General features: G+C 72.7%; 24 protein-coding genes. 11 read left to right on the forward strand and 13 right to left on the reverse strand.

Going from position 1 to position 26,602, the window contains the following annotated elements; translation table 11 throughout:
• The first annotated feature begins 28 nt into the window (after positions 1–28).
• The 3 genes from Q0599_RS07950 to wrbA are packed head-to-tail and all read left to right on the forward strand — an operon-like array spanning position 29 to position 2,353.
• Positions 29–943, forward strand: coding sequence for a DMT family transporter (locus Q0599_RS07950; RefSeq protein ID WP_298828061.1), 915 nt, complete (start codon positions 29–31; stop codon positions 941–943).
• A complete protein-coding gene (locus Q0599_RS07955; RefSeq protein WP_298828063.1) occupies positions 940–1,713 on the forward strand; it encodes a pirin family protein in 774 nt (257 codons plus the stop codon). Before Q0599_RS07950 ends, Q0599_RS07955 begins: the two co-directional genes overlap by 4 nt.
• Before the next feature lie 13 nt (positions 1,714–1,726).
• Positions 1,727–2,353 carry an NAD(P)H:quinone oxidoreductase gene (wrbA, locus tag Q0599_RS07960; RefSeq protein WP_298828065.1) on the forward strand — a complete coding sequence of 209 codons (627 nt, stop codon included), beginning with the start codon at positions 1,727–1,729 and terminating at the stop codon, positions 2,351–2,353.
• Between the two features lie 18 nt (positions 2,354–2,371).
• On the opposite strand, the gene Q0599_RS07965 is transcribed toward wrbA, so the two are convergent.
• The 3 genes from Q0599_RS07965 to Q0599_RS07975 all read right to left on the reverse strand — a co-directional run bounded on the left by Q0599_RS07965 (position 2,372) and on the right by Q0599_RS07975 (position 4,531).
• A complete protein-coding gene (locus Q0599_RS07965) occupies positions 2,372–3,268 on the reverse strand; it encodes a LysR family transcriptional regulator (protein WP_298828067.1) in 897 nt (298 codons plus the stop codon).
• A 460-nt stretch (positions 3,269–3,728) separates the two neighbouring features.
• Positions 3,729–3,974: a hypothetical protein gene (locus Q0599_RS07970; RefSeq protein WP_298828069.1), complete on the reverse strand. Its 246-nt coding sequence runs from the start codon at positions 3,972–3,974 to the stop codon at positions 3,729–3,731.
• 32 nt (positions 3,975–4,006) lie between these two features.
• Positions 4,007–4,531 carry a DUF4396 domain-containing protein gene (locus Q0599_RS07975; protein ID WP_298828071.1) on the reverse strand — a complete coding sequence of 175 codons (525 nt, stop codon included), beginning with the start codon at positions 4,529–4,531 and terminating at the stop codon, positions 4,007–4,009.
• A gap of 203 nt (positions 4,532–4,734) precedes the next feature.
• Here Q0599_RS07975 and cueR point away from each other — a divergent pair, with 203 nt between their 5' ends.
• On the forward strand, positions 4,735–5,304 hold the full coding sequence (cueR, locus tag Q0599_RS07980; RefSeq protein ID WP_367180913.1) for a Cu(I)-responsive transcriptional regulator: 570 nt from the start codon (positions 4,735–4,737) through the stop codon (positions 5,302–5,304).
• On the opposite strand, the gene Q0599_RS07985 is transcribed toward cueR, so the two are convergent.
• The 5 genes from Q0599_RS07985 to Q0599_RS08005 form a co-directional block, all read right to left on the reverse strand.
• The gene (locus Q0599_RS07985) at positions 5,298–6,746 is read right to left on the reverse strand and encodes an efflux transporter outer membrane subunit (protein ID WP_298828072.1); all 1,449 of its coding nucleotides are present in this window, start codon (positions 6,744–6,746) and stop codon (positions 5,298–5,300) included. The two genes, cueR and Q0599_RS07985, sit on opposite strands and share 7 nt — an antisense overlap.
• 12 nt (positions 6,747–6,758) lie before the next feature.
• The gene (locus Q0599_RS07990; protein WP_298828073.1) at positions 6,759–9,914 is read right to left on the reverse strand and encodes an efflux RND transporter permease subunit; all 3,156 of its coding nucleotides are present in this window, start codon (positions 9,912–9,914) and stop codon (positions 6,759–6,761) included.
• Between the two features lie 10 nt (positions 9,915–9,924).
• On the reverse strand, positions 9,925–11,130 hold the full coding sequence (locus Q0599_RS07995; RefSeq protein WP_298828074.1) for an efflux RND transporter periplasmic adaptor subunit: 1,206 nt from the start codon (positions 11,128–11,130) through the stop codon (positions 9,925–9,927).
• Between the two features lie 177 nt (positions 11,131–11,307).
• A complete protein-coding gene (locus tag Q0599_RS08000; RefSeq protein ID WP_298828075.1) occupies positions 11,308–12,054 on the reverse strand; it encodes a hypothetical protein in 747 nt (248 codons plus the stop codon).
• A 642-nt stretch (positions 12,055–12,696) separates the two neighbouring features.
• On the reverse strand, positions 12,697–13,011 hold the full coding sequence (locus Q0599_RS08005) for a hypothetical protein (protein ID WP_298828077.1): 315 nt from the start codon (positions 13,009–13,011) through the stop codon (positions 12,697–12,699).
• Positions 13,012–13,250: 239 nt separating this feature from the next.
• Here Q0599_RS08005 and Q0599_RS08010 point away from each other — a divergent pair, with 239 nt between their 5' ends.
• Positions 13,251–14,132, forward strand: a complete 882-nt coding sequence (locus Q0599_RS08010; protein WP_298828080.1) for a TIR domain-containing protein — start codon at positions 13,251–13,253, stop codon at positions 14,130–14,132.
• A gap of 22 nt (positions 14,133–14,154) precedes the next feature.
• Here Q0599_RS08010 and Q0599_RS08015 read toward each other — a convergent pair whose 3' ends face one another.
• Complete coding sequence (locus Q0599_RS08015; protein ID WP_298828083.1) at positions 14,155–15,432, reverse strand: serine hydrolase; 1,278 nt, start codon at positions 15,430–15,432, stop codon at positions 14,155–14,157.
• 198 nt (positions 15,433–15,630) lie between these two features.
• On the opposite strand from Q0599_RS08015, the gene Q0599_RS08020 reads away from it, so the two are divergent.
• Entirely contained in the window at positions 15,631–17,139 is a 1,509-nt protein-coding gene (locus Q0599_RS08020) for a YdiU family protein (RefSeq protein ID WP_298828085.1), read from the forward strand.
• A 67-nt stretch (positions 17,140–17,206) separates the two neighbouring features.
• Positions 17,207–17,782 (forward strand): hypothetical protein, encoded by a 576-nt coding sequence (locus tag Q0599_RS08025; RefSeq protein ID WP_298828087.1) that lies wholly within the window; start codon positions 17,207–17,209, stop codon positions 17,780–17,782.
• Positions 17,783–17,812: 30 nt separating this feature from the next.
• On the opposite strand, the gene Q0599_RS08030 is transcribed toward Q0599_RS08025, so the two are convergent.
• Positions 17,813–18,313, reverse strand: a complete 501-nt coding sequence (locus tag Q0599_RS08030; RefSeq protein ID WP_298828089.1) for a heme-binding protein — start codon at positions 18,311–18,313, stop codon at positions 17,813–17,815.
• A gap of 172 nt (positions 18,314–18,485) precedes the next feature.
• Between Q0599_RS08030 and Q0599_RS08035 the strand changes: the two genes are divergently transcribed.
• Positions 18,486–18,761 (forward strand): DUF4124 domain-containing protein, encoded by a 276-nt coding sequence (locus Q0599_RS08035; RefSeq protein WP_298828091.1) that lies wholly within the window; start codon positions 18,486–18,488, stop codon positions 18,759–18,761.
• A 43-nt stretch (positions 18,762–18,804) separates the two neighbouring features.
• On the opposite strand, the gene Q0599_RS08040 is transcribed toward Q0599_RS08035, so the two are convergent.
• Together Q0599_RS08040 and Q0599_RS08045 are read right to left on the reverse strand one after the other, a co-directional pair.
• Entirely contained in the window at positions 18,805–20,094 is a 1,290-nt protein-coding gene (locus Q0599_RS08040; RefSeq protein ID WP_298828093.1) for an FGGY-family carbohydrate kinase, read from the reverse strand.
• 20 nt (positions 20,095–20,114) lie between these two features.
• Positions 20,115–20,774 carry a carbonic anhydrase gene (locus Q0599_RS08045; RefSeq protein WP_298828095.1) on the reverse strand — a complete coding sequence of 220 codons (660 nt, stop codon included), beginning with the start codon at positions 20,772–20,774 and terminating at the stop codon, positions 20,115–20,117.
• A gap of 303 nt (positions 20,775–21,077) precedes the next feature.
• Between Q0599_RS08045 and Q0599_RS08050 the strand changes: the two genes are divergently transcribed.
• Positions 21,078–24,239 (forward strand): P-loop NTPase fold protein, encoded by a 3,162-nt coding sequence (locus tag Q0599_RS08050; protein WP_298828097.1) that lies wholly within the window; start codon positions 21,078–21,080, stop codon positions 24,237–24,239.
• 127 nt (positions 24,240–24,366) lie between these two features.
• On the opposite strand, the gene Q0599_RS08055 is transcribed toward Q0599_RS08050, so the two are convergent.
• Positions 24,367–25,743, reverse strand: a complete 1,377-nt coding sequence (locus tag Q0599_RS08055) for an MFS transporter (RefSeq protein ID WP_298828099.1) — start codon at positions 25,741–25,743, stop codon at positions 24,367–24,369.
• Positions 25,744–25,808: 65 nt separating this feature from the next.
• Between Q0599_RS08055 and soxR the strand changes: the two genes are divergently transcribed.
• Positions 25,809–26,261 carry a redox-sensitive transcriptional activator SoxR gene (gene soxR / locus Q0599_RS08060; protein ID WP_298828102.1) on the forward strand — a complete coding sequence of 151 codons (453 nt, stop codon included), beginning with the start codon at positions 25,809–25,811 and terminating at the stop codon, positions 26,259–26,261.
• A gap of 92 nt (positions 26,262–26,353) precedes the next feature.
• On the forward strand, positions 26,354–26,578 hold the full coding sequence (locus Q0599_RS08065) for a (2Fe-2S)-binding protein (protein WP_298828104.1): 225 nt from the start codon (positions 26,354–26,356) through the stop codon (positions 26,576–26,578).
• Positions 26,579–26,602: the final 24 nt, after the last annotated feature.

A 26,602-nucleotide genomic window follows, 5' to 3' on the forward strand; every position in this document is an offset into this window, starting at 1 on the left:
CCGCACATCGACGAGGAGTCACGACCCCATGAACCTGTCCCGTCTCTGGCCGCTGCTGCTGGGCACCGGCATCACGCTCGGCCTCGGTGCGCCGATCGCCAAGGCGGCGTCCGAGCACGGCGTGGGCGCGCTTGCCTTCGCGCTGTGGCCGACGCTGGCCGCCGGGGTGCTGCTCGGCGCGATCGGGCTGCTGCGGCAGGGCCGTCCGGCCGATCTGCCGCGGCTGATCCGCTTCGGCGGCGTCGCCGGACTGTTCGGCCATGCGCTGCCGATGTCGGCGCTGTTCTGGCTGTCGTCGCACGCCGGCGCCGGCTTCGCCTCCCTGTCGCTGGCGCTGCCGCCGGTGTTCACGCTGCTCGTCTCGCTGCTGCTCGGCCTCGAGCGCCCGGCGCTGCGCCGCGGTGCGGCGGTGGGGCTGGGGCTGTCCGGAGCGATGCTGATGCTCGCCGGACGCGGCGGTTCGTTCGAGGCTACTGCGGCGGTGCTGGCCATCGCACTGGCCATTCCGGCCTCGATCGGTGGGGCCAACGTCTACCGATCGCGCCACATGCCTCCTGGCGCCAGCGGCGAGTGGATGTCGTCGGGCACGCTGCTCGCCTCGTCGTCGATGCTCGCGCTGGCGGGCCTCGCGTTCGGCGGGATCGGGCTGCCGCTGACGGCGCCGGCGCTCGGCTGGCTGGCGCTGCAGGCCGGCGTGCTCACCATCGGCTATCTTCTCTACTTCGCGCTGCAACGGCGCGCCGAGCCGGTCACCTTCAGCTTCATCGGCTACGTGATGATGCTCGCCGGCGTGGCGATCGGCACGCTGGTGTTCGGCGAGCGCCTGCCGTGGACGGTGTGGCCAGCGTCCGGCCTGGTGCTCGCGGCACTGCTGCTGCTGCAGGCCCCGGCACGGCGCCACGAGCCCGTCGACATCCGCCACGGACAGGGGACGCCGGCATGAGCCACTTCGAGATCCGCCGCAGCGCCACGCGTGGCGCCATGCGCACCGACTGGCTGGATGCGCGCTTCAGCTTCAGCTTCGCCGACCACGTCGATCCGCATCGTCCGCGCTTCGGCCCGCTGCTGGCGCTCAACGAGGACCGCGTGCAGCCGGGCACCGGCTTCCCGATGCACCCGCACCGCGATCTCGAGATCGTCATGCTGCCGCGCAGCGGCAGCGTCGAGCATCGCGACAGCGAGGGCCGCCACATGCTCGTGCGGCCCGGCGAGCTGCAGTGGATGCGCGCCGGCCGCGGCATCCGTCACCGGCAGTGGAATGCGTCTTCGCAAGACGTCGACCACCACTTCCAGCTGTGGTTCGCGCCGTCCGCCATTGGTCTCGAACCGACTGTCGAGTGCCTCGCGTACGAGATGCCCGCGCCCGGCGCCTGGCGCACCCTGGTGTCGCCCGGCCCGCAGGACGGTGCGCTCGACATCGGCGTGGACGGGGTGCTCGCCCTCGGCTGCGCCGCGCCGGGCCGGGCGCTCAAAGTGGCCGCCTGCGCCACGGGCGGCCTCTACCTGCACGTGATGCACGGGCGCGTCGAGGTGCACGGCGCCGGCATTGGCCTCGCCGCGCTCGAGGACGGTGACGCGATCGTGTTCTTCGACGGCATGCCTGAACTGCAGTTGCAGGCGGTGGCGCCGGCCGAGCTGCTGCGCTTCGACACCGCCGGGGTCGACCGGCGAACCGGCCTGACCGCCTGCCCGACCCTTAGCACGACCACTTGAAGGAACGCCTGCCATGACCCGCATCCTCGTCCTCTACTACTCCAGCTGGGGCCACGTCGAGACCATGGCCGAGGCCGTGGCCGCCGGCGCGCGCTCGGTGCCCGGCGTCGCCGTCGACGTGAAACGCGTGCCCGAGCTCGTGCCCGAGCCGGTGGCGCGCGCGTCGCACTACAAGACCGAGCAGCGCGCGCCGCTGGCCCGGCCGGAGGATCTGGCCGACTACGACGCCATCGTCTTCGGCACGCCGACCCGCTTCGGCAACATGGCCGCACAGATGCGCAATTTCCTCGACCAGACCGGCGGCCTGTGGGCCAAGGGCCGTCTGGTCGGCAAGGTGGGCAGCGTGTTCGCCGTCACCGGCACGCAGCACGGCGGCCAGGAGACCACCCTCACCAGCTTCCACACCACGCTGTTCCACCACGGCATGGTTGTCGTCGGCCTGCCGTACACGTTCGACGGCCTGGTGAAGATGGACGAGATCACCGGCGGCACGCCCTACGGCGCCACGGCGCTGGCCGGCGGCGACGGTGCGCGTGCGGTGTCGGCCAACGAGCTCGCCGGTGCGCACTTCCAGGGCCGCCACGTGGCCACCATCGCGCGCGAACTGGCGCGGGGCCGGCAGCACCGCGAGGCGGCTTGAACGAACCCCGCCGCGCGTTCAGCCGCCCGATGCGGCCAGCCGTTCCTTGAGGAAGCGCACCAGTGTGCGCACCCGCTGCGGCAGGTGCTCGCGGCTGGGGTAGATGGCGAACACCTGGCGCGCCTCGGCGCGCCAGTCGTCCAGCGCGGTCTCGAGCCGGCCCTCGGCGATCTCGGTGCGCATCATCACGCGGGGCACCAGCCCCACGCCGACACCGCGCAGCATCGCGTCGATCAGCATCAGGCTGTTGTCGGCCCGGAAGCTGCCGTGCACCTCCACGACCTGCACGCCGCCGGGCCCGTCGAACTGCCAGCGCGTGGCGTCGCTGCCGAGCAGGTAGGGCAGGCAGTTGTGCGCCGCCAGGCCCGACGGATGATCGGGCTTGCCGTGCCGGCGCCAGTAGTCGGGCGCAGCGGCCACCACGCGCTGCATCGCCATCAACGGCACCGCGATCAGCGACGAGTCGCCGAGCTGAGCCTGGCCGCGCAGCGCCACGTCGATGCCATCGCGCACCATGTCGACGGGCCGGTCCGACAGCCGCAGTTCGAGCTCGATGTCCGGATGCGCCGCCTGGAAGGCGTGCAGGTGATCCTTGAGGAAGGACAGCGTGAGCGACACCGGCACCGCCAGCACGAGCCGGCCGGAGAGCTCGCCGTGGGCAGCGCGGATCGCGCCCAGCGTACGCTCGGTGTCGTCGAGCACGCGCCGGCAGTACGCATAGAAGCGCTCACCGGCCTCGGTGAGCTGCATGCGCCGCGTGGTGCGGGCGAGCAGGCGGCTGCCCGTCCACTCCTCGAGGTGCTGGATGGTCTTGCTGACCATCGATGGCGAGCAGTCGAGGTCGCGCGCCGCGGCAGCGAACCCGCCGGTCTCGACGACGCGGCAGAAGCATTGCAGGGCCAGGTGTCGGTCCATGGGTCTCCTGAGGGATGGCGTGGCGGCGACGATAGGGCACGGCAGCGGCAGGGTCGGCCGGAATGTCACTTGACCCGGTCTCGGCAGCAGACACCAGACTGGGTTTTCCCATCCCACCCTTCCGAGGAGAACCGATGAACGAGTTCCAGCCTCGCGAAATGGCCTGCGGCCACTGCGCCGGCAGTCGGGCTCGGGCCCCCCAGGAGGCCGATCCCGGCTGCACGATCGAGATCGACCTGAAGGCATAGACCGTGCGCGTGCACGGAAGCGGGACGCGCGACGCCCTGGTCGAGGCGCTCACCGATGCCTGCCAGGCGCCCGCCCGTTGCCCGTGCCCGCACAGTCGTGGGCAGGTGCTGCTGCTCGGCCGTCATGCCGGAAGGGACGCCGCCCGCCGGCCGCGGCGCAGCCTGGTGCGCATCGAACCCTGCGCCGGCACCCGCCTGGACCGCGCGCGTCGTCAGCCGGGCGTCGTGTCTCGCGCGACGGGCGCGGAGGTGGACGACCGCGTCGTCACGTTCGGCTTCGTTGCGCCCGCCTGGCCGGCCGAACTGACGCCAGCGTCGGGTTGCCGATCGGCGATGGCATCGATGCGCAGCACGACGGCCACCCAGGCCAGCACCACCAGCACCCCGAGTGCCGCCTCGACGAGGGGGCCGAGCCGGCGCGAGCGCGGCATGCGCGGCGAGACTCGTGGGTCGCTCATCGCCAGGCCCCTGCACCTTCCCGCCACGGCGTTCAGCCGTGGTCGTGGTGGCGGTGCACCAGCGCGTGGCCGCGACCGCGCGAGAGCAGCCACGCGTTCAGCGGCCAGGCCGCCAGCAGCGCGACCGCCAATGCGAAGGCCATCGAGCCCCAGAACAGCGGCGATGTCAGCGAGGCATCCATCGCCCCCGGCACCAGCCACATCACGCCGTTGTCGACGATTTCCATGACGGCGATGGACGCGGTGTCGGCGGCCAGCGCCAGCCGCGCCGCGTCGCGCCACGGCATGCCCTGCCGGCGCATCGGCACGATGGTGAAGGCGTAGCCGAATCCGAACGCGAGGGCGACCGCCAGTGCGATCGTCGCCACGTTGCCCCAGCCCAGCGCGGTGCCGATCACGAGGCCGAGCACCTCGCCGACCGCACAGCCCATCAGACAGTGCAAGGTCGCGAAGAAGGCCTGGCGGGCGAGTCCCGGGGGGTGGCCCGACGCCGCAGCGCGGGCAGGCGTCGCCGCGTGCCCGTGCTGGTGGTGGTGGGAAAGCTGCGCGGTGCTCATCGGGGTCTCCTCTCCGCCGGGGTTGCGGGTGAGAACCAGTCTCGACCTTCCCACGGCGAGAAGGTCAAGCGCCGGCGCGCGCCCCCCTGGCGCTGGCGGACTCGCCGCCAATCCAGGTCGGCATCAGGGCCAACCGGCTTGACTTTCACACGATGTCAAGGTTAAGAGTGCGCGCCAGCGTTCCCCTTGCCCCAGGAGGCCCCATGCACCGTCAACTGAACATCGGCGAAGCGGCCGAGGCCGCCGGCGTCTCGGCGAAGATGATCCGCCACTACGAACAGATCGGCCTGCTGCCCGCCGCGGCACGCACCGACTCCGGCTACCGCCAGTACGGCGAGCGCGACGTCTCCATCCTGCGCTTCATCCGCCAGTCGCGCCAGCTGGGTTTCTCGATCGAGCGCATCGCGGAACTGCTCGGGCTGTGGAGCCGGCAGGACCGCCCGAGCCGCGACGTGAAGGCGCTGGCGCAGGCCCACCTCGACGAGCTGCAACGCAAGATGCTGGAGCTCGCGCAGATGCAGGAGGCGCTGGCCGCGCTGGTGGGTCGCTGCCAGGGCGACGACGCCCCGCACTGCAGCATCCTCGCCGGCCTCGCCGCCAGCAGCCCCGAAGCGCCGGAGCCCGGCGCGGTGGGCGGCAAGCCGCTGCGCCGGCCGGTCGCGAAGGCCGGCGCGGCGAGGGGCGCTGCGAAGGTCGAAGCGCGCGCCGAGTCGGCCACGCACCTCGACCTGATGGCGTGGACGCGCCACCTGCACACGCCCGGCCATCACTGACGCCCCGCGTCCGCCATGGCGGACGCGGCACCGGCCTCGCCTTCCGGCAGGAAGCGCGCGCCCAGCGCGCGCTGCAGCGCCACCAGCTGCTGGCGCTGCGTGGTGTGTGCCGCGGCCAGACCCAGCGCCGCCTGCTGTGCGCCGCGCTGGGCATCGAGCAACTCCAGCAGGTCGGACGCTCCGGCCGCGTAGCGCGTGCGCGCCAGCCGCTCGGCCGTGGCCGCATGGCGTGAACGCTCCTGCAAGGCCGTGAGGCGGCGCTGCCCCTCGGCCACCTGCACCAGCGCCGACTCCACCTCCTCGCTGGCCAGCAGCACGCGCTGGCGGTAGGCGAGCAGCGCCTCGCGCTGTTCGGCGCGCGCGGCCGCGAGGCGTGACTCGATGCGGGCATGGTCGAGCACCGGCCACGACAGGCTGGGCGCCACGAACCAAGCGGCGCTGCCGCCCGAGCCCAGCGCCGCCAGCGAGCCGGCCACCGTGCCGATCGCTCCGGCGACCGACAGGCGCGGCAGCCACTCGGCACGAACCGCCTCCACATCGAGCGAGAGCGCGCGCAGCCGCGCCTCGGCGGCGCGCAGGTCGGGGCGGGACTGCGCCCACTGCGCCGGCGCGGGCAGGCGCAGCGCCACCGGCCGGGCCTCGCTCGCGGTGGCCGCCGGCGCGTCGAACGCCGAGGGCGACTGACCGAGCAGCACCGCCAGCCGGTGCACGGCCACCACCGCTGCCGTCTCGTGCGCGGGCAGCTCGGCCTCGGCAGCCGCCAGCTCGGCGCGTGCGCGGGCGTCGTCCAGCGGCGCCGAGTGGCCCACGGCCACGCGGCGCTGCACCAGCGCCAGCGTGGCGCGGCGGTTCTCGATCACGGACCGCGTCAGGCGTGCCTGCTCGCGCGCACCTTCGAGGGCGAACCAGGCCTGCGCGATCTCGCCGGTCACCGCGAGACGCAGCGCCTCGGCGTCCGAGGCCACCGCCTCGCTGCGCGCCTGCGCCGCGCGGGCGGCGCTGCGCAGCCGTCCAAACAGGTCGAGCTCCCAGCTCAACCCCAGCGAGGCCGAGGCCGTGTCGCCGCGGCGCGCGTCGCGGTCCAGCCCCGGTGCCTCGACCTCGGCGAGCTGCTGGGCGCGAGCGCCCACGCCCACGCCGCCGCTGGGGCCGAGGTCCGCACGCCGTCCGGCCGCGAGCGCGCGCGAGCGCTGCACGCGCTGCGCGGCCTGCTGCAGGTCGAGGTTCGCGGACAACCCCTGTGCCACCAGCGCGTCCAGCGCCGGATCGCCGAAGACAGTCCACCAGTCGGGCTGTGCGCGCTGCCCGGTCTCGACACCGTGGGCCTGCGCGAAGCGCACCGGTGTGTCGGGCGCAGGCACCGGCTCGGCCGGCAGGCTGCCGCAGGCGGCGAGCAAGGCCGCCGCGGCCAGCGCCGTGAGGCGCATCGAAGTGATGTTCATGGTCGGTTCCTTTCAGGCCGTCTCGGCGGGGGCCGCGGCGGCAGAGGTCGTGCCCGCCGCGGCGGCACGGCGGCGGCCCTGCAGCAACACGAAGAGCGCAGGGGTGAAGAGCAGTCCGGCGACGGTGACGGCCAGCATCCCGGCGAACACCGCGATGCCCACCGCGTGGCGCATCTCGGCGCCCGCGCCGCTGGCGAAGACCAGCGGCAGCACGCCCATCACGAAGGCCAGCGACGTCATCACGATCGGGCGCAGGCGCAGCCGCGCCGCCTCCACCACCGCCTCGACCGCCGATGCGCCCTGCTGCTGGCGGCGGCGCGCGAACTCGACGATCAGGATCGCGTTCTTCGACGCCAAGCCGACCAGCACCACCAGGCCGATCTGCGTGAACAGGTTGTTGTCGCCGCCGGCGAGCCACACGCCGCCGAGCGCGCCCAGCAGCACCATCGGCACGATGGCCAGCACCGCCAGCGGCAGCGACCAGCTGCCGTAGGTGGCCGCGAGGATCAGGAACGCGAGCGCCACCGCGAGCGGGAACACCCACAGCCCGCCCGAGCCCTCGCGGATCTGCTGGTAGGTGAGGTCGGTCCACTCGTGGGCGAAGCCTTCGGGCAGCGCCCGCGCCAGGATTTCCTCCATCGCCGCCACCGCCTCGCCCGAGCTGACGCCCGGCGCGGGCATGCCGGACAGGTCGGCCGAGGCGAAGCCGTTGTAGCGGCTCACCGGGTCGGGGCCGGTGGTCGGCCGGCTCGTCACCAGCGCCGACAGCGGCACCATGCGCCCTTCGCCGTTGCGCGTCCACAGCCGGCCGACGGCCTCGGCGTCGGCGCGGAACGGCGCGTCGGCCTGCACGTTGACCTGCCAGGCACGGCCGAGGAAGTTGAAGTCGTTCACGTAGAGCGAGCCGAGGTAGACCTGCAGCGCCTGGTAGACCGCCTCCAGCGGCACGCCCATGGCGAGCGCCTTCTCGCGGTCGACGTCCAGCGCGAGCTGCGGCACGCCGACCTGGTAGCCGGAGAACAGGCCGACCAGGCGCGTGTCCTTGGCCGCCTCGGCCATCACCGCGCCGAGCGCGGCGTTGAGGGCCTCGTGGCCCTGCTGGCGGCGGTCCTGGATCTGCAGCTTGAAGCCGCCGGCCTGGCCGAGGCCGGGCACCGGGGGCGGCGGAAACATCGCGATGAAGGCTTCGTCGATGGCGCCGAGCTTGCCGTTCAGCGCCCCGGCGATCGCGCCGGCGGCCAGCGAGGCGTCGCGGCGCTGCTCGAAGGGGTCGAGCATGGTGAAGATCACCGCCGTGTTCGGGCTGTTGACGAAGCCGTTGATCGAGATGCCCGGGAAAGCGACCACGCTCTCCACGCCCGGCTGGGCCAGCGCGATGCGCGTGATCTCCTTCGTCACCGCCTCGGTGCGGTCGAGCGAGGCGCCGGGCGGCAGCTGCACGATGCCGACGAGGTAGTACTTGTCCTGCGCGGGCACGAAGCCGGCGGGCACGCTGCGGAAGCTCCACAGGGCCGCCGAGGCGAGTACCGCGTACAGCAGCATCAGGCGCAGGCTGCGCTTCACGCCCGCGCGGGTCAGCACCGCGTAGCGTTCGGCGGCGCGCTCGAAGGCGCGGTTGAAGCCGCCGAAGAAGCGCTGCAGCGCACCCGTGCCGCCGGCCGCGTGAGGCCGCAGCCACATCGCCGAGAGCGCCGGGCTGAGCGTCAGCGAGTTGAGTGCCGACAGCACCGTCGAGATGGCGATGGTCATCGCGAACTGGCGGTAGAACTGCCCCGACAGGCCGCCCATGAAGGCGGTGGGGATGAACACCGCGGCAAGCACGGCGGTGATGGCCAGGATCGGCCCGGTCACCTCCTTCATCGCCGCCAGCGCGGCTTCGCGCGGCGCCAGGCCGCGCGCCAGGTGGCGCTCGACGTTCTCCACCACCACGATGGCGTCGTCGACGACGATGCCGATGGACAGCACGAGGCCGAACAGGCTCAGCGTGTTGAGCGTGAAGCCGGCCACGTGCATCACCGCCAGCGTGCCGATCAGCGACACCGGCACGGCGGCGATCGGGATCAGCGACGCACGCCAGCTCTGCAGGAACAGCAGCACGACGAGCACCACCAGCACCATCGCCTCGACGAGCGTCTGCACGACGTTGCCGATCGAGGCCTTCACGAACAGCGTGGGGTCGTAGGCGATGCGGTGCGCGATGTCCTGCGGGAACGATGCCTGCAGCTTCGCCATCTCGGCGCGCACGGCGGCGGCCACCTCGACGGCGCTGGAGGCCGGGTCCTGCACGATCTGGATGCCGACCGCGGGCTGACCGTCGAGCAGGCTGCGCAGCGAGTACGAGCTGGCGCCGAGCTCGACGCGCGCCACGTCCTTCAGGCGCAGCTGCTCGCCGCTCGCGCCGCTTCGCAGCACGATCTCGCCGAAGGCCTCGGGCGAGGCAAGGCGGCCGGCCACGGTCAGCGGCAGCTGGTGCGCGCTGCGCGCATCGGGCTGCTGGCCCACTGAGCCAGCGGCCACCTGCAGGTTCTGCGCGCGGATGGCGTCGACCACGTCGCCAGCCGCGAGGCCGCGCGCCGCCATGCGATCGGGGTCGAGCCAGACGCGCAGGCTGTAGTCGCCCGCGCCCCACACCACCACCTTGCTGACGCCGGGCACGCGCAGCAGCGCGTCGCGCACGTTCAGCTGCGCGAAGTTCGACAGGTGCAGCAGGTCGTAGCGAGCGTTCGGCGAGGTGAGGTGCACCACCATCAGCATGTCGGGGGCCACCGTTTCGCTGACCACGCCGAGCTTCTGCACCTCGGCGGGCAGGCGCGGCAGCGCACGCGCGACGCGGTTCTGTGCGTCGGTCTCGGCGCGCGCCGGGTCGGTGTCGGCGCCGAAGGTCAGCGTGAGCAGGTAGCGCCCGTCGCCGGAGGCGTTGGAGCTCATGTACTGCAGCCCCGGCAGGCCGGTCAGCTCGGTCTCCAGCGGCGTGGCCACGGTGTCGGCGATGACCTGCGGGTTGGCGCCGGGGTAGGCCGCCCGCACCTGCACCGTGGTGGGCATCACGTTCGGGTATTCGGTCAGCGGCAGCTTGCCCATGGCCAGCGCGCCGGCCAGCAGCAGCATGAGCGACAGCACGATCGCGACGATCGGCCGGTCGACGAAGAGTCTCGCGAGGCGGTTCATGGCATGCCCCTCACGAGCGCGCCGGCGCGGACGCCTGCGCCTGCGACGGGTCGGCCCCATGCTGCGCGCGCACCGTCATGCCGGGTCGCACGCGCATCAGGCCGGAGACGATTACCAGCTCGCCCTCGCGCAACCCGCCCGTCACCAGGCGATGATCGGCATGCGCCTCGCCGACCGTGACGGCGCGGTACTCCACCACGCCATCGGCGCCCACCACCAGCACGTAGCGCTGGCCCTGGTCGGTGCCGACCGCCTTGTCCGGCACCATCAGCGCCGGCTGGGTCTGGCCGGTGACCAGCTGCACGCGCACGTACTGGCCCGGGATCAGCGAGGGCTGCGGCGCGTCGACGCGCGCGCGCAGCCGCAGCGTGCCGGTGGCGGCGTCGATGGAGTGGTCCGCGAAGTCGATCGGCGCCTGCAGCATCTCGCGTGGGCCGTCGCCGTCGAGGATGCGCGCCTTCCAGCCGCGCGCCGCGCCAGGGGTGCCCAGGCGGTGCAGCACGGCACGATCGGACACGTCGAAATGCACGTGCAGCGGCGCGGTGGACACCAGCGTGGCCAGCGCCGGCGCGCCGGGGCCGGCGGCGACGACGTTGCCTGCCGTGACCAGCGCACGGCCGACGCGCCCGCCGATGGGTGCGCGCACCAGCGTGAACTCGCGTTCCAGCTGCGCCGTCTGCAGCGCGGCCTCGGCCGCCGCGCGGCGCGCCTGCGCTTCTGCCTGCGCGGCGTCGCGGCGCTCGCGCTCCTCGGCGGCGATCGCCTGCTCTTCCTGCAGCTGTCGGGCGCGCTCGGCTTCCGAGGCCGCGAGCGCCTCGCGTGCACGGGCGAGCTGAAGCTCGGCACGTGCCCGAGACAGTGCCGCGTCGAAGGGGCGAGGATCGATCTGGAACAGCGGCTGACCGGCGCGAACGACGTCGCCCTCGCGGAACAGCACGGCCTCGATCGGGCCGGCCACGCGTGGGCGGATCTCGACGCGCTCGGCGGCCTCGACGCGCGCCACCTGCACGGGGCCGCGCTCGATGTCGCTGCGCATCACACGCGCCACCGGCACGCCCGGGGGTTCGGCCGTCGCGGGGGCGGCTAACGCTTCGGGCACGGCCGGCTGGCACGCAACGAGAAAGGCCGCCGCGGCGGCGGCCACGGCAGCGACTGCCAGCGTGCGCGGCAGGGCCTGGCGCCGCGTGGCAGGAGTGGGGTTCGGCAAAGGCTTCATGGACGGTTCCTCCAGGGATGTGCCGCCATGCTCGTCTTTGACGCCGTGGCAAGGTCAAGCGGGCGCCGCCGCCGCCGCTGCTGTTGCGTCAACGCGGATCGTTGCCGCGCTCGATGTCGACCGTCTCGATCCAGCGGCTCCGTCGATCGAAGTGATCCGCGCCCTCGGGCGCGCAGGTCAACGCAAGCTGTCGGCCAGCGCACGCGCGAGGTCGACGATCATCGTGTCGAGCGCACGCCGCGCCTCGAATGCGTCGTCGGCCTGCCACGCCGCCAGCGCGTGCGCAGCCTCGCTTCGAACCAGGCGCTGCTGCGTGAACAGCGGTTCGCCAGCCCCCGGGCGCCGCAGTCGTATCTCTCCTTCGGCCGACAGCCGGAACGGATCATCGACGCCCCTGCCGGTCGTCGCGACCCGCCGCAGGATGACCTCGATCCGCCAGTCGGTGTCGGCGGGTGCGGCCGGCGCCTCGTTCACGACCGTGCCCAGTTGCGCGGCCACGGCCTCGGCGAGGCGGCGGCTGCCATCGGCGCCGTCCAGCCCGGCGCGCAGCATGGCGCGCTTGCGCTCGACGACGTCGTCGCTGTCCGCCATGACGGCCATCGCCACGCCTGTGCCCACGGCCGTGGCCAAGGTCGTGGCCGGCACGATCACCGCGAAGCACAGCGGCGCCAGTGGCCCCGCGCCCAGGCAGGCGAGCCCGCCGGACACGGCGCCCACGCCCGCGCCTCCAGCCGCGCCGGCCAGCGCGGCCTCGCCCTTGCCCGATGGCGTGGTCGCGACCGGGTCGACATCGGCCGACGGTGCCAGCACGGACAGCTGCCGCCGGTCGAACTCCGCGGGCAAGGGGGAGGTCGACGCGCAACCGGCCAGCAGCACCAGCACCATGACCGCCGCTCGCGGGCCTCTCCCCGTGGATTCGCTCATGTGCATCGTCGAGCTTCGGATGGGTAGGCGGGCAGTGTCAGGCGATCTGGCGCGGCACAGGGGCGGGAAAACTCGGGCGCCGGCCCCCGGACGCGATGTGCGTGGAGTCCCGACGTCGAGATGCGCAGCCCTCGATGCTGGCCCCGGCGCCGATGCAGAGGGGGCCCGATCAGACCTCCGACTGTTCAGCGATCTCCGGGGCATCATCGGCCTCGAATCCGACCCCCCACCGTCGGCTCGAGCCCGACGGGCCCGCGCGGCAACCGGACGGCGCGAAGGGTCCCGTCGCGGCCGTCCACCGTCCCGACGTGGACGCCGGCACGCCGGGATGCAGGGCAACGGTCCAGCAGCACCCCCTGTCGCGAGGGCCGCTGCTGCGGCAGCTTCGGCGCTCCGAAACCACCGCTTCGCCTGGCGGGCCGATCGGCATCACCATGTCCGGCGGCACCCCGGCCGCCGTCACCTCCCGAAAGTGCTCCTCACCCGCGCGGGACTGCTCGCCGATGCCGCAGGGCGAGCCTCGGAATCCCGGGCCTCTTGGATCGCCACCCGCAACCACGGACGGGCCTGCCCGAGGTATTTTTCGTCGCAGACCGCCGCCGGCCCGCAGATGTCGCACCGGGTCGGCGGCCAGGCCGGAGGTCACTTGTCCCGTTCGAAGATCGCGCCGAGCGCGTGCTCCAGCTGCAGCCCGACGGACTCCAGCAAGCCCTTCAGACCTTCGCCCCGCTTGACGATGTCCGAGCCTTCGCCACGGGGCAGGCGTTGAATCTCCTCCAATTCCCGCGCGAGCTTGTTGCGATCGGCTTCGATCTGCCGCAGCAGCGCCTCGGTCTCGGTGGCCGCCTCCTTCTTCACGGGGGCGGCGCGCGCCCGAGCCATCAATTCATCGATGTGCCGCAGGCGCGACTCCGATTCGAGGATGTGTTGTTCAGCCAGCTCGATCATCTTGTTCATGAGGCATTTCCCCAGGTCTTCCGAAGGCGGTGGACTAGTCTGGCGCGCAGCCCGTGCTCATGTCCACTCGCACGGGTAGGCCTCGTTGAGGACGATCAATGGAGCTCGACCGCTCGATGGCGAAGTGGCTGCGCCGCGGACAGGTCGCCGGCCACGCCTTCTCTTTCGTGGCGCGGTCCTTGAGCCCTTGGCGAACAGGGGGCCGATCACGGCAACGGGATTAGACTGCCCGTGCAGCCATGAGCGACATCTTCATCAGCTATGCCCGCGAGGACGAGTCGCGGATCAAGCCTCTGGTCGCGGCCTTCGAAGCGGAGGGCTGGAGCGTCTTCTGGGACCGTCGCATCCCCGCCGGCAGCACCTGGCGCAGCCACATCGGCACGGCGTTGCAGCAGGCACGCTGCGTCGTGGTGGCTTGGTCGGCCCATTCCGTGGAGTCGCAGTGGGTGGCCGAGGAAGCCGACGACGGCAAGGCACGCCAGGTGCTCGTGCCGGTGTCGCTCGACCCGGTGATGCCCCCGCGCGGCTTCCGCGAGATCCAGGCCGCCGACCTGACGGACTGGATGCCGGGACAGGCGTCGGAGAAGCTGACGCAACTGCTGGGCGACATGCGGCGCCTGCTCGGAAAGTCGCCCGCAGGGCCGCCGCCGGCGGCACCGGCGGTGTCGTCCGCTGCGCCCATGATGCCGGCTGCCGTCGCCGTTCCCGCGGGTCATGGCTGGCGCAACGGCATCATCGCCATGGCGGCGGTGGCGCTGGCCGCGATCGTCGGCTACCTGGCGTTTGGCCCCGACCCGACACCGCCGGCGGCGACCCGCGCGTCGACCGATGCCACGCCGCGCCGGCCGCCGCCGGTGGTGAAGGACTCGCCGGCCGGTGAATGGTTCGTCGTGGCCGGCTCCTTCGCGCGCAGCGAGCGGCGCAACGCCGACCGTCGGCTGATGGCGCTGGCGGAGGCCGGCTTCGAGGCACGCGTCATCGACTCGTCCGACTACCCGCTGCTGACGCCCAACCTGTGGGTGGTCGTGCTCGGCCCCTTCGACAGCCGCGAGACCGCCAACGCAGCGCTCGAGCGACTCAAGCCGAGGGTGTCCGACGTCTACCTGAAGAAGGCGCGATGACGGGCCCCGGCACGGCACAGGATCAGTCCTCGATCGCCTGGTAGGCCGAGGTCCAGAAGTCGAGCACGACCGGCGGCATGCGCAACGCGCCGGGCCGGCATTGCGCCATGAGCACGCCGACCATGTCCTCGCGCGGGTCCACATACATCGACGTGCTGAAGGCGCCGTCCCAGCCGAAGCGCCCGGGCACGCTGGCGACGTCGTCGCGCCGGGTCACGATCGACAGCCCCAGACCCCAGCCGCGCGAGTCCCAGAAGTGCTCGAAGAACGGCGAGACGGCCTTCTGCTCGGCCGTCAGCTGGTCCGTCGTCATCAGCTCCACCGTGGGCCGCGACAGGATGCGCGCCTTCCCGTGCACGCCTCGGTTCAGCATCATGCGGCCGAACGCGAGCAGGTCGTCCGCCGTGGACAGCAGCTGGTCGCCGGCGCCCGACTCGAAGCGGCATGGCTGCACGAGCCGGTCGTTGCGAGCGTCCGGCAGCATCAGGACCTCGCCGCTCGAGAAGTCGGTCTGGTAGCAGGTCGCGACCCGATCGAGATGCGCCTGCGGCACGCTGAAGCCGGTGTCCTTCATGCCCAGCGGCTCGAAGATCCGCTCGCGCATGAAGGCCGATAGCGGCATGGCGGAGGCGCGCGCGATCAGCACCCCCAGAATCTCGGCGCTCATGTGATAGAGCCAGCGTTCGCCCGGCTGATGCGCGAGCGGCAGCTTGCCGAGGCGCTGCATGAACTCGTCGGCCGTTCCTTCGAACATCCAGGCGCTCAGCGGCAGGCCCGCGTCGATCAGCGCCCGTTGCAGCGGGCAGGTGGGGCAGAGGAATGCCACCTCGCCATAGCCCGAGCGAAACGTCAGCAGGTCGCGCAGCGTGATCGGGCGCTTCGCGGGCACCGTGTCGTCGAGCTCGCTGTCGATCGTCCGCAGCACTCTGCGGTCGGCCAGTTCCGGCAGGAACGCATCGACCGGGTCGTCCAGCCGGAGCCGGCATTCCTCGACGAGGATCATCGCCGCCACCGCCGTGATCGGCTTCGTCACCGAGGCCAGGCGGAAGATCGTGTCGCGCCGCATCGGCGCCTCGCTGTCGAACGCCAGGGTGCCGATCATGTCGGCGTGCACGTCGCCGCGGCGGCTGACGAGTGCGACCAGTCCCGGCAGCCGGCGGGCCGCCACGTGGCGCCGCAGCGCATCGTGCATCCTCGCCAGGCCGCTGGCGGACCACGCGCGGCGGCGGGGCGCGCCCCGCGCGTCGGACGCGTCTGCCGTGCCTGGCATCGCCCCAGGGTCGAGTGCGTGCGGCTCCATGCGTTGCTCCTCTCACGGCCCATTCTGCCGATGCGTGGACCTGCCGCTCCGATTCTCGTCCTGAAGGTGCACAGCGGCCATCGGCGCCGTGCAAGGGCGCGGTGCGCCCTCCGAGCAACCCGTGGAGGCACAACCCGTGCGCCGGCAGGGCCAGCCGATGCACGCCACACTGGAGGCCCGCCCACCCGCCCGCGCCCCATGCTCCGCTTCGCCTTCGACAATACCTACGCCCGGGAACTGCCGGGCTTCTACGTGGCATGGAAGCCCGCCACGGTGCCGGCGCCGCGGCTGCTCTACCTCAACGACGTGCTCGCGGCCGAACTGTGCCTCGATGCCGAAGCGCTGCGCGGTGTCGAAGGCGCGGCCCTGTTCGCCGGCAACGTGCTGCCCGACGGCGCGGAGCCGATTGCGCAGGCCTATGCCGGCCACCAGTTCGGCGGCTTCTCGCCACAGCTCGGTGATGGCCGCGCGCTGCTGCTCGGCGAGGTGATCGACGGCAAGGGCAGGCGGCGCGACATCGCCTTCAAGGGCTCGGGGCGCACGCCGTTCTCGCGTGGCGGTGACGGCAAGGCCGCCGTCGCCCCGATGCTGCGCGAGGTGCTGATCGGCGAGGCGATGCACGCGCTGGGCATCCCAACCACGCGGGCGCTGGCCGTGGCGGCGACCGGCGAGACGGTCCACCGCGAGGTGTCTCGGCCCGGCGCGGTGCTCACGCGCGTGGCCGCCAGCCACCTGCGCGTGGGCACTTTCCAGTACTTCCTGGCCAGGGGCGACATCGACAAGCTGCACCGGCTGGCCGAATACAGCATCGCGCGCCACGATCCGGCGCTGGCCGGCACGCCGCAGCGTCACCTCGCGCTGCTGCGGTCGGTGGCGCAGCGCCAGGCGGCACTGATCGCGCAGTGGATGAACGTGGGCTTCATCCACGGCGTGATGAACACCGACAACATGACGATCTCCGGCGAGACGATCGACTACGGCCCCTGTGCCTTCCTGGAGGCCTACGACCCGCAGACGGTGTTCAGCAGCATCGACCATGGCGGACGCTACGCCTACGGCAACCAGCCGCACATCGCGCGCTGGAACCTCGCGCGCCTGGCCGAAGCGCTGCTGCCGCTGATGGCCGCCGCCGACGACGAGGCCGCCATCCAGCATGCGGTGGCGCAGGTGACGGAAGTGATCGATGCCTTCCCCGGTCTGTACGCCGCGGCGCTGCTGCGCGGCCAGCGCGCCAAGCTCGGGCTGTTCGCGGCCGGCGCCGACGACGACGAGACCGACATGGCGCTGGTGAGCGATTGGCTGGCCCTGCTGCACGCGCAGTCGGTCGACTTCACGCTCGCCTGGCGGCGCCTGGCCGATGCGGCCGAGGGTCGCGAGGCGCCGCTGCGCGACCTGTTCGTCGATCGCGCGGCCGTGGACGCCTGGCTGGCGCGCTGGCGCAGGCGCTGCGCCCGCGACGACGCGGCCGGCGCGCCGGGCGCCAGCGCGCGCGTCGCGCACATGCGGCGCGCGAACCCGTGGATCATCCCGCGCAACCACCGCGTCGAGGAGGCGCTGGCCGCTGCCACCGACGACGACTTCGCGCCGTTCGAGCGCCTGCTGGCCGCGCTGCGCCGGCCGCACGAGGAAGCCGAGGAACTCGCACCCTACGCGGAGCCGGCGCCGGTGGAGGTCACGGCGGGCTACCAGACCTTCTGCGGTACCTAGCCTCGAGACCCCGACCGGTTCGGGTTCGAGCGCGCAGGGCGGCGCCGCGAACCGGCGCCTGCAAGATTTGAAACGGCATCGCCTTGCGGCGCCGTCGAGCCTGCGCATCCGACAACAAACGAAGCAGGATGCCGGCCGCCGTGCAACGCCCTTGATACATCGGCGCGCCACGATGCCTCCACCGGCGATCGAGGAGACCGCGTCCGGCCGACCGATCGACCCGGAACCCAGGAGATCGAACATGTTTGCCACACTGAATTCCTCTGCATGCTCCGCTGCCGTCGCGATCGCCCTGGCGCTTGCCGCTGCGCCCGGCTGGGCCGCCGATGCGGTGCGCGACAGCTTCGACCGGATGCTCTCGCACGAGAGCGCTGCAGCCGCGCCGGCGGTTGCCGATCGGGAACCGGCCGATCCGCTGACCGCCACCATGGTCGTGCCGCTGCGTGATGGCGTGTGGCCCGCGCGCCGCACCGATGCCGTCGCCGAGAGCTTCGCGCGCATGCTCAACCACGAGCCCGGCCGGTTCATGCCGACGTCTGCGGCCGACGAAGAAGCCGATCCGCTCATCGCCGCCATCGTGAGGCCGCTGCTGCGTGCGAACCTGATCACCGCGGCCGGCCTGGCGACGCGACCGGCTTTCTGAGGCCGGCGCCGCCGGGCGCCTTGGTCCGTGTCAGAGCTCGAGTTCGTCGCGGATCGCCGCGATGCCCGCCTTCGCACAGGCATCGTCGGCGTCTCCCGTGGGGGCGCCGGAGATGCCGACGGCCCCGATGATCGAGCCGCCGGCCTCGATCAGCACGCCGCCGCCCACGCCCACGAAGCGCGGGATCTGGCGGATGCCCGAACTGGGCTGGCCGGGCTGCGTGGCGCGCGCGAGATCGCCGGTGTTGCTGCGGAAGCTCACCGCGGTCCAGGCCTTGTTGATCGCCGTGTCGGAGGTGTGCGGGCCGGCGAAGCGATCGCGCACCATCGCCTGCGCCACGCCGAAGCGGTCGACGACCGCTGCCGCCACCTGGTAGCCCTGCTGGCGGCACGATGCCAGCGCCGCCTGGGTGGCCTTGCTGGCGGCTTCGGGGGTGAGCACGCGCACCGTGTGCGTGGCGCTTTGCGCGACGGCTGCCGCGACGCCGAGGCACAGCGCCGCGGCCAGTGTGGGGTGGGTGATCCGCTTCATGATGACCTTCGCCTGTTACCGGAAGCCGCATCCTCAACCGTGCCGCGCTGCTCGACATTGCGCGGCGTCACGACGCCTGCGCCCCCTCGTTCGCGGGGCGCTTTCCGGAGTTCGCCGCTGGTCGTGATACAAGATCGAAGCTCAAGCCCGCTGCTGCAGTGATCCGACAGCCATGATGCGCACGATCCGTTGCCTGCTTCTCGTTCCGGTGCTGTCGGCGCTGGTCACGGCGCCCCAGGCGCAGACCAAGATGTACAAGTGCGTGAGCGGCGGGCACACGGTGTACCAGCAGACGGCGTGTCCGGTCACGGCGACCGCCGGCGAGGCCAAGGCATCGACGCCGGCTGCGTCGGCGTCGCGCGCGGCGCCGGCCCGCGTGTCGGCCAAGGCGGAGCGGGTGTCGGCACCGGGAGCCGCCGCCGGTCCGGCATCGCCGGCGTCGCGCTGAGCCCTGCCGGCGCCAGCCGCGCCCCTGCCGCGCCGGGCCACGCTCAGCCGCCCAGCGTCGCGGCACGCCGGGCGAGCATGGCCGCACCGCACGCGGCCTCCTCGTGCCGCGGCACGGCCAGCGGCACGCCGAGATGCCGCTCGCGGATGCGTGACCAGGCCGGGTTGCGTGCGCCGCCGCCGACGCTGAACACGCGCGTCGCCAGCCCCGCGCCCAGAGCGGCGAGGCGCGCGTAGGCCTGCCGCTCGATGGAGGCCATGCCCTCGAGCAGGCCCTGCAGAAACAGCGCGTCGTCGGCGGGCCGGGGTTCGAGGCGCGGCGACAGCGTCGCGTCCGCGACCGGGAAGCGTTCGCCGCGCGCCGGCAGCGGGTAGTAGTCGAGGCCGCTGTCGCGTGCCGCGTCGAGCCGCAGCGAAAGCGCCTCGATCTGCGGCACGTCGAAGAAGCGCAGCAGCACCGAGCCGCCGCTGTTCGAGGCACCGCCGGCCAGCCATTGCTCGCCCAGCCGATGGCTGTAAACGCCGTAGGTCGGCGCGAACACCGGCCGCTCGCTCAGCAGCTTGACGACCAGCGTGCTGCCCAGCGAGGTCACCGCATCGCCGGGTGAGGACGCACCGGTGGCGAGGAAGGCGGCGACACCGTCGGTCGTGCCCGCCGCGACCACGACGCCGTCGTGCAGTCCCCAGCGACGTGCCAGCGCCGACGAGAGCGCGCCGACCGGCGTGCCGGGCACGACGACCTCGGGCAGCAGTGCGCGGCGCACACCGAGCCCGTCCAGCCACGCGGGCCAGCACCGCTCGCGGACGTCGTAGCCGAGCTTCAGCACGTTGTTCTCGTCGGCGACGCCGAAGCGGCCGCTGAGCATGGCGGTGATCCAGTCCGCCTGATGCAGTGCATGGCGCGCCTGCGGCACACGAGGCTGCAGGTGCAGCAGCCTCGCCAGCGGCGAGGCGACGCCGCGGGCGGGGCTGTCGGCAGGCGCGACGGCGGCGACGCGTGCCGCCTCGTCGGCGCAGCTCGCCTCGTGGTACAGCCAGCCGTCGCTCAGCGGCTCGCCCCTGGCATCGGTCAGCAGCAGCGTGCCGGACGTGCCGTCCACCGCGATCGCGGCGATGCGCCGCGCGTCGAGGGCGGCGGCCGCCTGCTCGATCGCCGCCTCGGTCGCGGCCCACCACAGCCGGGGGTCCTGCGTGATGCGCCGGCCGTCGACGCTTGGCGGCGGCAGCGGCCGCCGGGCCATCGAGAGCACCGTGCCGTCCGCATCGAGCGCGACGCAGCGCACCGCCGACGTGCCGACGTCCAGGCCCAGCACGACGGCGGCGTCCGGCGCCATGTCGCTCGCGCGCCGGGTGGTCAGCCGATCGATCCCATCGGCCCCGGGTAGCTCACTTCCTCCAGCTTGCCGGTGTCGACGTCGTAGATGAAACCGCGCACCGTCACCGCATCCGGTCCGCCGGTCGGGATCCACGGATGGTTCAGGATCGAGGACATGCCGCGGCGGACGTCCCAGGCCAGCCGTTCCATGTTCTTTTCGTCGCGCGGCGCATCGAGGGGCTCGATCTGGCCGCGAAAGGCATGGAAGGCCGAGGGCGTCGAGGCACACCGGCCGCAGTTCACGAAGGCCCGCCCGGTCGCCTGGCCGAGCAGTTTCTCCGCCGCCGGGTCGCCTTCGAGGCCGGCCTTGAGCAGGTCGTCGGTGAAGGCCAGCATGCCGCAGCGCGTGTGGTGGATCAGGACGATCTCGTTGGTGTCGAGAAGATGGTGGGAGATGATGAGGCACCGTATGGCGTCGTCGGTCACCACGCCTCCCGCATTGCGGATGATGTGCGCCTCCCCGGTCTGCAGCCCGAGCAGGTCTTCCACGTCGAGCCGTGCGTCCATGCACGCCACGACTGCCAGGCGCCTGGCCGGTTGGATGGGCTGTTTGCCGGGGTAGGCAGGCCTGTGAACGGCTTGCCCCTTCGCGTAGTTCTGGTTGTTGGCCAGACACTGTTCGGTGATCGACTTCGCCATGTCGCTGTCTCCTCATGAGTGGACTCGACGCGTGCTGGAGGTCGCAACCCACCAGGCCGGCCGAGGCGTCGGGTCGACCGGCGCAACGATGCTACGCGCATGTCCGAGGGCCAGCCAGGCATCGTGGCCGGCCGACGGCCCGTGCCGCAGGGATGGTCACCCCCCCGAGGACACGATTGATCATCGGCCGAGGGGTTTCCTGCGTAAGATGAGCGTGGCCAGTGCCCGCGGCCGCTGTCGAGGCCATCGATCGTCGCCGTCGGGCGGGTCCGCGAGCACCTTGCGCGCAGAGGGGGTGACGCCATGAAACCACCTGACCCAGCACCCCCGGCCGACGTCGCCGATCCGCGCGACATCGTCTACGTGCCGCCGTCGATGGACGTGCCCGAGTCGGTGCTGCCGCAGCAGGAGTGGATCACCGTCCTCGACCAGGGCGAGTCCTCGGCCAGCGTCGGCTTCGCACTGGCCGCCGTGCTCAACTACCTGCGCGCCGAGCGCGGTGTCCGCGATCCCGTCAGCCCGTTCTTCCTCTACGAGAACGCGCAGCGCCTCGACGAGTGGGCGTCCACGCCGCACGAGGGGACGAGCCTGCGCGGCGCGCTGAAGGGACTGAGCCGCTACGGCGCCGCGCTCGTTCGCGATGCGCCGACCTCGCAGCGTCCGATGGCCGGGCAGAAGCGCGCGCCGCAGCCCGGGTCTGCGGCGGAGGGCGCTGCCGCGCTGTCCGCCGAGGCCAGCGAACGCGCGCTGGCGAACCGGCCGGCGTCGTATGAACGGGTCGAGCTCAACATCGAGCACCTGAAGGCGGCCGTGGCCGACCAGCACGCGGTGCTGGTCGGCGCCATGATCGATGAGCGCTGGATGAAGCCGATCGACGGCGAGATCCCCTATCGGCCCGCCACCAGGGCGCGCGGTGCGACGGAGACCTCGCAGATCGGGCTGGCGGTGCTCGGCTACACACCGCGTGGCTTCATCGTGCAGAACTCCTGGGGCCCGCAGTGGGGCGGGGTGGTGGCGGACGGCCGGACCCTGCCCGGCTGCGCGATCTGGACCTACCCCGATGCCGCCGAGAACCTGACGGGCGCCTGGGTCGTCCGCCTGTCGACCGCGGTGGCGTCCGCCAAGGTGCTCGCCGGCTACGCGACCGACAGTGTCGGCGGACCCGACCTGCTGGAAGTGCGACGCGACGCGCAGGCGTTCAGCCTGGTGCTTGCCTCGCGCGAGGTGGATCCGCCGCTGGCGATCGGCCTGTTCGGCGACTGGGGGGGCGGCAAGTCGTTCTTCATGGAGTTGATGCAGGAGGAGATCGACGGCGCGGTGCGGCGCGCGGCGAGCACGCCGCAGACCTCGCCGTTCCTGACCAATGTCGTCTCGATCCGCTTCAATGCCTGGCACTACCTCGACGCCGACCTGTGGGCGAGCATCGTCACCGAGATCTTCGACCGCCTGTTCGAGCGCATTGCGCCCAAGGCCGATCTCGCCGAGGGCCTGAGCATCAAGCTTCTCGAAGCGCAGGGCCTGTACCAGCAGGCACGCTTGCAGCTGAAGGAGGCCGCCGCGGCGCGCGAGCACGCGGACACCGCGCTGAAGAATGCGATCGAGGCGCGCGAGAAGCAGGAGAAGTCGCTCGCCACCCAGCTCGACGACATCGCCAGTCTGCTCGCCGGCGATCCGGCGGTGAAGGACAGGCTCGACGAACTGGCGCGGGCGCTCGGGGCCGACACACTCGGGACTTCGTTCGAGGCGTTGTCGGAGAAGGCGAAGGAGCTGAAGACCTTCGGCGGGCGCTCCAGCCTGCTGCTTCAGTCCACGCTCGGATCGCCCGCCGGCTACCTGCGCCTCGTCGCGCTCGCCGGCGTGCTGCTGCTGCCGGTGGCCCTGGCCTTCGGCATCGAGTGGCTGCAGGCGACGCGCGGTGCCGAGATCAGCGACGTGCGTTCGCTGGCGATGCAGCTGTCCACGCTGTTCGCCGGCATCACTGCCTGGCTCGGCGTGCAGTTGAAGCAGGGCCGTGCGTTCATCGCCACGCTGGAGCAGGCGCACCGCAAGCTGGAGGAGCGCCGCGCGGAGCGCCTGCGCACCGGCTCCGCCGAGCAGGCGCGGGCGTTGCAGGCGGCGCAGGAGCGCGAGGACGCGGCGCGCACCGCGCTGCGCGAGGCCGAGCTGCGCGTGCAGTCCATCGAGCGCGAGCTTGCCGAGCAGAAGCCGGGCCGGCTGATCTACCGCTTCATCGAGGAGCGCGCGAAGTCCGCCGAGTACCGTTCGCGTCTGGGCATCGTCAGCCTCGTGCGGCGCGACTTCGAGCAGCTGAGCAACCTGTTCGAGCAGGGCAAGAGGGACAGCGCGATCCGCGAACTGATGCCGGTCGAGCGGATCATCCTCTACATCGACGACCTGGACCGCTGCAAGCCCGATCGCGTGATCGAGGTGCTGGAAGCGGTGCACCTGCTGCTGGCGTTCCGGCTGTTCATGGTGGTGGTTGCCGTCGACCCGCGCTGGCTGCGGCGCTGCCTGGAGAAACACTACCCGGACCTGCTGGCGCTGCGTTCGGAGCAGGTGCGCGTGCTCGGCGACGTGCTGCCGTCGCGGCCGGCCACCGCGCAGGACTACCTGGAGAAGATCTTCCAGGTGCCGTTCACCTTGCAGCCGCTGGGCCGCGAGGGCTATCGGAAGCTGGTGCGCGGCCTCGCGGCGCCGAAGGTGGCGAGTGCCACGACGGCGCCGGCGTCGGCCGCGCCGCCTGCGGCGCCGTCACAGCGGCCCGCCGACAACGCCACGCCCGGCGCGGCCGCGCCGCTGCCCGCAGCCGACGGGCCGGCGCCGACCGCGTCGGCGACGCCTGCGGCACCGGCGCCGCCGACCGAGGCCGAGTCGATCGAGCGGCTGAGCATCAGCGCGTGGGAGCAGCAGGACATCCAGCGCCTGGCGACGCTGTTCCGCACGCCGCGCACGGTGAAGCGCTTCCTGAACACCTATCGCTTCCTGCGCGCGAGCCTGCCGCCCGCGGAGCGCACGACGTTCGTGGGTTCGGCCGAAGACCCGGGCGAGTATCGCGTGGTGCTCGTCCTGCTGGCCATCGTCGTGAGCTTCTCGAACATCGCGCCGCTGTTCCTGCAACGCCTGCTGGACTACGGCGACGGCGGGCGCCATCGCACCTGGCGCGCGTTCATCGCCTCGGTGCAGCCCGGCCGCGACAAGCGTCGCCGTGCCCCGAGGGCGGCGACGGCCATGCCCGCCTCGACCCGCGTGACCGCTCGGGAGGGCGGCACGGCCGACGGCCTCCCGCCGAGCTGGGAGGAAGCCGAGTGGCGTCACCTGTGCGCGGCGCTCGCCGGACTGGGCGGCGACGACCCGGCAGACGGCGGCGCGTTTCCACCGCCTGCGCTCGATGACTACATTCGATGGATTCCGCGCGTGGCACGCTACTCGTTCTCGCTGTCTGCCTTGCTGACCCTGCACCGCTAGAAGGGCGCTGCTGCGCGACCCGCCACCGCGACGCCGAGGGCACGCCGCGCAGGGTCGAGGCATCGCCGGGGACTCTTGGCTGGACTTGCGCTACGTCCAGCGCGAGACGGTGCCCGCGGACGGTGAACTAGGGCCGTTCAGCAGGCCAGGCCCGTCGAGCGAGCAGTGCACCCGTCAGGGCCAGCGAGAAGGCCACGGCCAGCACCATCAGGTAGCCAGGCACGCCCGCGCCACCGGCGCCGATGAACAGTGCGCCGGCCACTGCCAGGGCGATGCTGCTGCCCAGCGCGTCGCTCAACTGCAGGGCCGAGGCATTGCGGCCCTGGGCCGCAGGCGCCGACAGGCTGAGCGTGAGCACCGAGAGCATCGGAAAGCTCAGCCCGATGCCGAAGCCGGCGACGGCCCAGCCCGCCACCATCCAGCGCGCCTGCTGGCCGGCAATCATCGGCAGGGCGACACCCGCGATGCCGGCGGCCACCAGCAGGAAGCCGAGCTGCAGTCCGCGGCGTCGGCTGCGCGCGTCGACGAGGCGTGCCTGCAGAGCGCTGCCACCGCTCCACGTCACCGCGCCGACGCTCAGCGCCAGGCCCGCCTCGGCCAGGCTCCAGCCGGCCTCCCGGTTCAGGTACAGCGGCACGAAGACTTCAGCGCTGGTGAAGGCGGCGGCCAGCAGCCCGCGCAGGGCGATCACGCTGGGCAGCCCCGGCGCGCCCGACAGGCTGCCCGGCGGCAGCAGCCGGAGCGCGGCGGCGACCGCCGCGAGCAGGCCGAGGACGAGCGACACCGCCCGCAGCGCCGGCGTTTCGCCGTGGCCGGCGCCGTGCAGCAGCAGCGCCCCGAGCGCGCCCAGCGCCGCCCAGCCGATGCGGTCGAGCGGCGCGGCCACCGCGCGCGGGCCGGCATCCGGCACCGGCAGCCGGCCGAACGCCGGCAGCAGCAGGGCAGTGGCGAGCGGCACGGCCAGGGCGACGACGAGGAACACCGAGCGCCAGCCGAACTGTCCGGCCAGCCAGGCGGCGACGGGCGGGCCCACCAGGCCGGGCAACACCCAGGCGGCGGCGAGCAGCGCGAACAGGCGCGGGTGCAGCGCCGGCGGCACCAGCTGACCCATGCCGACGTAGAGCGCCACTCCGAGCATGCCGCCGCCCAGGCCCTGCACGATGCGCCCGGCCACGACGCCGGCCATGTCGACGGCGAAGCCGGCGAGCAGCAGCCCGAGGGTGAACAGGGCGAGGCCCAGCGCGGTGGCGCGGTGCGCGCCTTGGCGGTCGCAGGTGCGGCCGGCCAGCACCATGCCCAGCACCGACGTGGCGAGCATGCCGCCGAAGGCGAGGGCGTAGAGGGACAGCCCGTCCAGCGCGCCGGCGATGGCCGGCATCGCCGCGGCCACCGCCATCGCCTCGAAGGCCAGCAGCGACACGAGGGCGATGGCGCCGATGCACCCGCCGAGCCTCTCGCGGCTGAACAGCGGCGGGGTCTCGACGGGAAGAGCGGCGGAGGTCATGGGCAGAGAACAGGCGTGACGAGCTGCGCGCAGAATAGGACCTCAAGTGAACTTGAGGTCAAGCGATGGCGGACGCGAATGTGATGCTGACGGTGGGCGAACTGGCCACGCGCAGCGGCGTGGCCGTGTCCGCCCTGCACTACTACGAGTCGCGCGGGCTCATCCGCGCCGAGCGCAGCGCCGGCAACCAGCGCCGCTACCCGCGTGCGACGCTGCGCCGCGTCGCCTTCGTGAGGGCCGCGCAACAGCTCGGCATCGGCCTGGCGGAGATCGCCGCGGCGCTGGCGCAGCTGCCGCAGCAGCGCACGCCGACCAAGGCCGACTGGGCGCGCCTGTCCTCGCGTTGGCGCGAGCGGCTGGATGCGCGCATCGCCGCGCTGCAGGCGCTGCGCGACCGCCTCGACGGCTGCATCGGCTGCGGCTGCCTGTCGCTGCGTGCCTGTGCGCTGTACAACCCCGACGACGCCTGCGCGCTGCGTGGCGCAGGGGCGCAGCGGCTGCCTGCGGTGGAGGGCTGATCGGCCGGACGCGCCGGGGGAGTCCCCCGACGTCGAGGGGTCTGGAGGCGCTCGTGCTTGATAATAGTAATGATTCGCATTAAAGTTGCGCCATGATCGTCTGTGTCTGCCACCGTGTCAGCGACCGCGACATCGCCCGCGAGGCGCGCTCCGGCTGCGCCGACTTCGAGTCGCTGCAGGACGAGCTGCGCATCGGCACCGCCTGCGGCGCCTGCCTCGAGCAGGCGCAGGAGGCGTTCGCGGCGCACGCGGGCGACTGTCCGAGCTGCCCCGGTGCGCGGCGCTGCGGCAGCGTGCCGCTCGCGGCCGCCGCCTGACCCCCTGCGCCGCACCGGCGCCGC

Origin of the sequence: uncultured Piscinibacter sp. (assembly GCF_937952055.1) — a bacterium.
In the GTDB taxonomy this organism is placed as follows: Bacteria; Pseudomonadota; Gammaproteobacteria; order Burkholderiales; family Burkholderiaceae_C; genus Piscinibacter.

Excerpts from the sequence above, each read along its gene's own strand:
- Q0599_RS07950 (WP_298828061.1), top strand. The coding sequence starts at position 29 with ATGAACCTGTCCCGTCTCTGGCCGCTGCTGCTGGGCACCGGCATCACG.
- Q0599_RS07955 (WP_298828063.1), top strand. The coding sequence starts at position 940 with ATGAGCCACTTCGAGATCCGCCGCAGCGCCACGCGTGGCGCCATGCGC.
- wrbA (WP_298828065.1), top strand. The coding sequence starts at position 1,727 with ATGACCCGCATCCTCGTCCTCTACTACTCCAGCTGGGGCCACGTCGAG.
- Q0599_RS07965 (WP_298828067.1), bottom strand. The coding sequence starts at position 3,268 with ATGGACCGACACCTGGCCCTGCAATGCTTCTGCCGCGTCGTCGAGACC.
- Q0599_RS07970 (WP_298828069.1), bottom strand. The coding sequence starts at position 3,974 with ATGAGCGACCCACGAGTCTCGCCGCGCATGCCGCGCTCGCGCCGGCTC.
- Q0599_RS07975 (WP_298828071.1), bottom strand. The coding sequence starts at position 4,531 with ATGAGCACCGCGCAGCTTTCCCACCACCACCAGCACGGGCACGCGGCG.
- cueR (WP_367180913.1), top strand. The coding sequence starts at position 4,735 with ATGCACCGTCAACTGAACATCGGCGAAGCGGCCGAGGCCGCCGGCGTC.
- Q0599_RS07985 (WP_298828072.1), bottom strand. The coding sequence starts at position 6,746 with ATGAACATCACTTCGATGCGCCTCACGGCGCTGGCCGCGGCGGCCTTG.
- Q0599_RS07990 (WP_298828073.1), bottom strand. The coding sequence starts at position 9,914 with ATGAACCGCCTCGCGAGACTCTTCGTCGACCGGCCGATCGTCGCGATC.
- Q0599_RS07995 (WP_298828074.1), bottom strand. The coding sequence starts at position 11,130 with ATGAAGCCTTTGCCGAACCCCACTCCTGCCACGCGGCGCCAGGCCCTG.
- Q0599_RS08000 (WP_298828075.1), bottom strand. The coding sequence starts at position 12,054 with ATGAGCGAATCCACGGGGAGAGGCCCGCGAGCGGCGGTCATGGTGCTG.
- Q0599_RS08005 (WP_298828077.1), bottom strand. The coding sequence starts at position 13,011 with ATGAACAAGATGATCGAGCTGGCTGAACAACACATCCTCGAATCGGAG.
- Q0599_RS08010 (WP_298828080.1), top strand. The coding sequence starts at position 13,251 with ATGAGCGACATCTTCATCAGCTATGCCCGCGAGGACGAGTCGCGGATC.
- Q0599_RS08015 (WP_298828083.1), bottom strand. The coding sequence starts at position 15,432 with ATGGAGCCGCACGCACTCGACCCTGGGGCGATGCCAGGCACGGCAGAC.
- Q0599_RS08020 (WP_298828085.1), top strand. The coding sequence starts at position 15,631 with ATGCTCCGCTTCGCCTTCGACAATACCTACGCCCGGGAACTGCCGGGC.
- Q0599_RS08030 (WP_298828089.1), bottom strand. The coding sequence starts at position 18,313 with ATGAAGCGGATCACCCACCCCACACTGGCCGCGGCGCTGTGCCTCGGC.
- Q0599_RS08035 (WP_298828091.1), top strand. The coding sequence starts at position 18,486 with ATGATGCGCACGATCCGTTGCCTGCTTCTCGTTCCGGTGCTGTCGGCG.
- Q0599_RS08040 (WP_298828093.1), bottom strand. The coding sequence starts at position 20,094 with ATGGCGCCGGACGCCGCCGTCGTGCTGGGCCTGGACGTCGGCACGTCG.
- Q0599_RS08045 (WP_298828095.1), bottom strand. The coding sequence starts at position 20,774 with ATGGCGAAGTCGATCACCGAACAGTGTCTGGCCAACAACCAGAACTAC.
- Q0599_RS08050 (WP_298828097.1), top strand. The coding sequence starts at position 21,078 with ATGAAACCACCTGACCCAGCACCCCCGGCCGACGTCGCCGATCCGCGC.
- Q0599_RS08055 (WP_298828099.1), bottom strand. The coding sequence starts at position 25,743 with ATGACCTCCGCCGCTCTTCCCGTCGAGACCCCGCCGCTGTTCAGCCGC.
- soxR (WP_298828102.1), top strand. The coding sequence starts at position 25,809 with ATGGCGGACGCGAATGTGATGCTGACGGTGGGCGAACTGGCCACGCGC.
- Q0599_RS08065 (WP_298828104.1), top strand. The coding sequence starts at position 26,354 with ATGATCGTCTGTGTCTGCCACCGTGTCAGCGACCGCGACATCGCCCGC.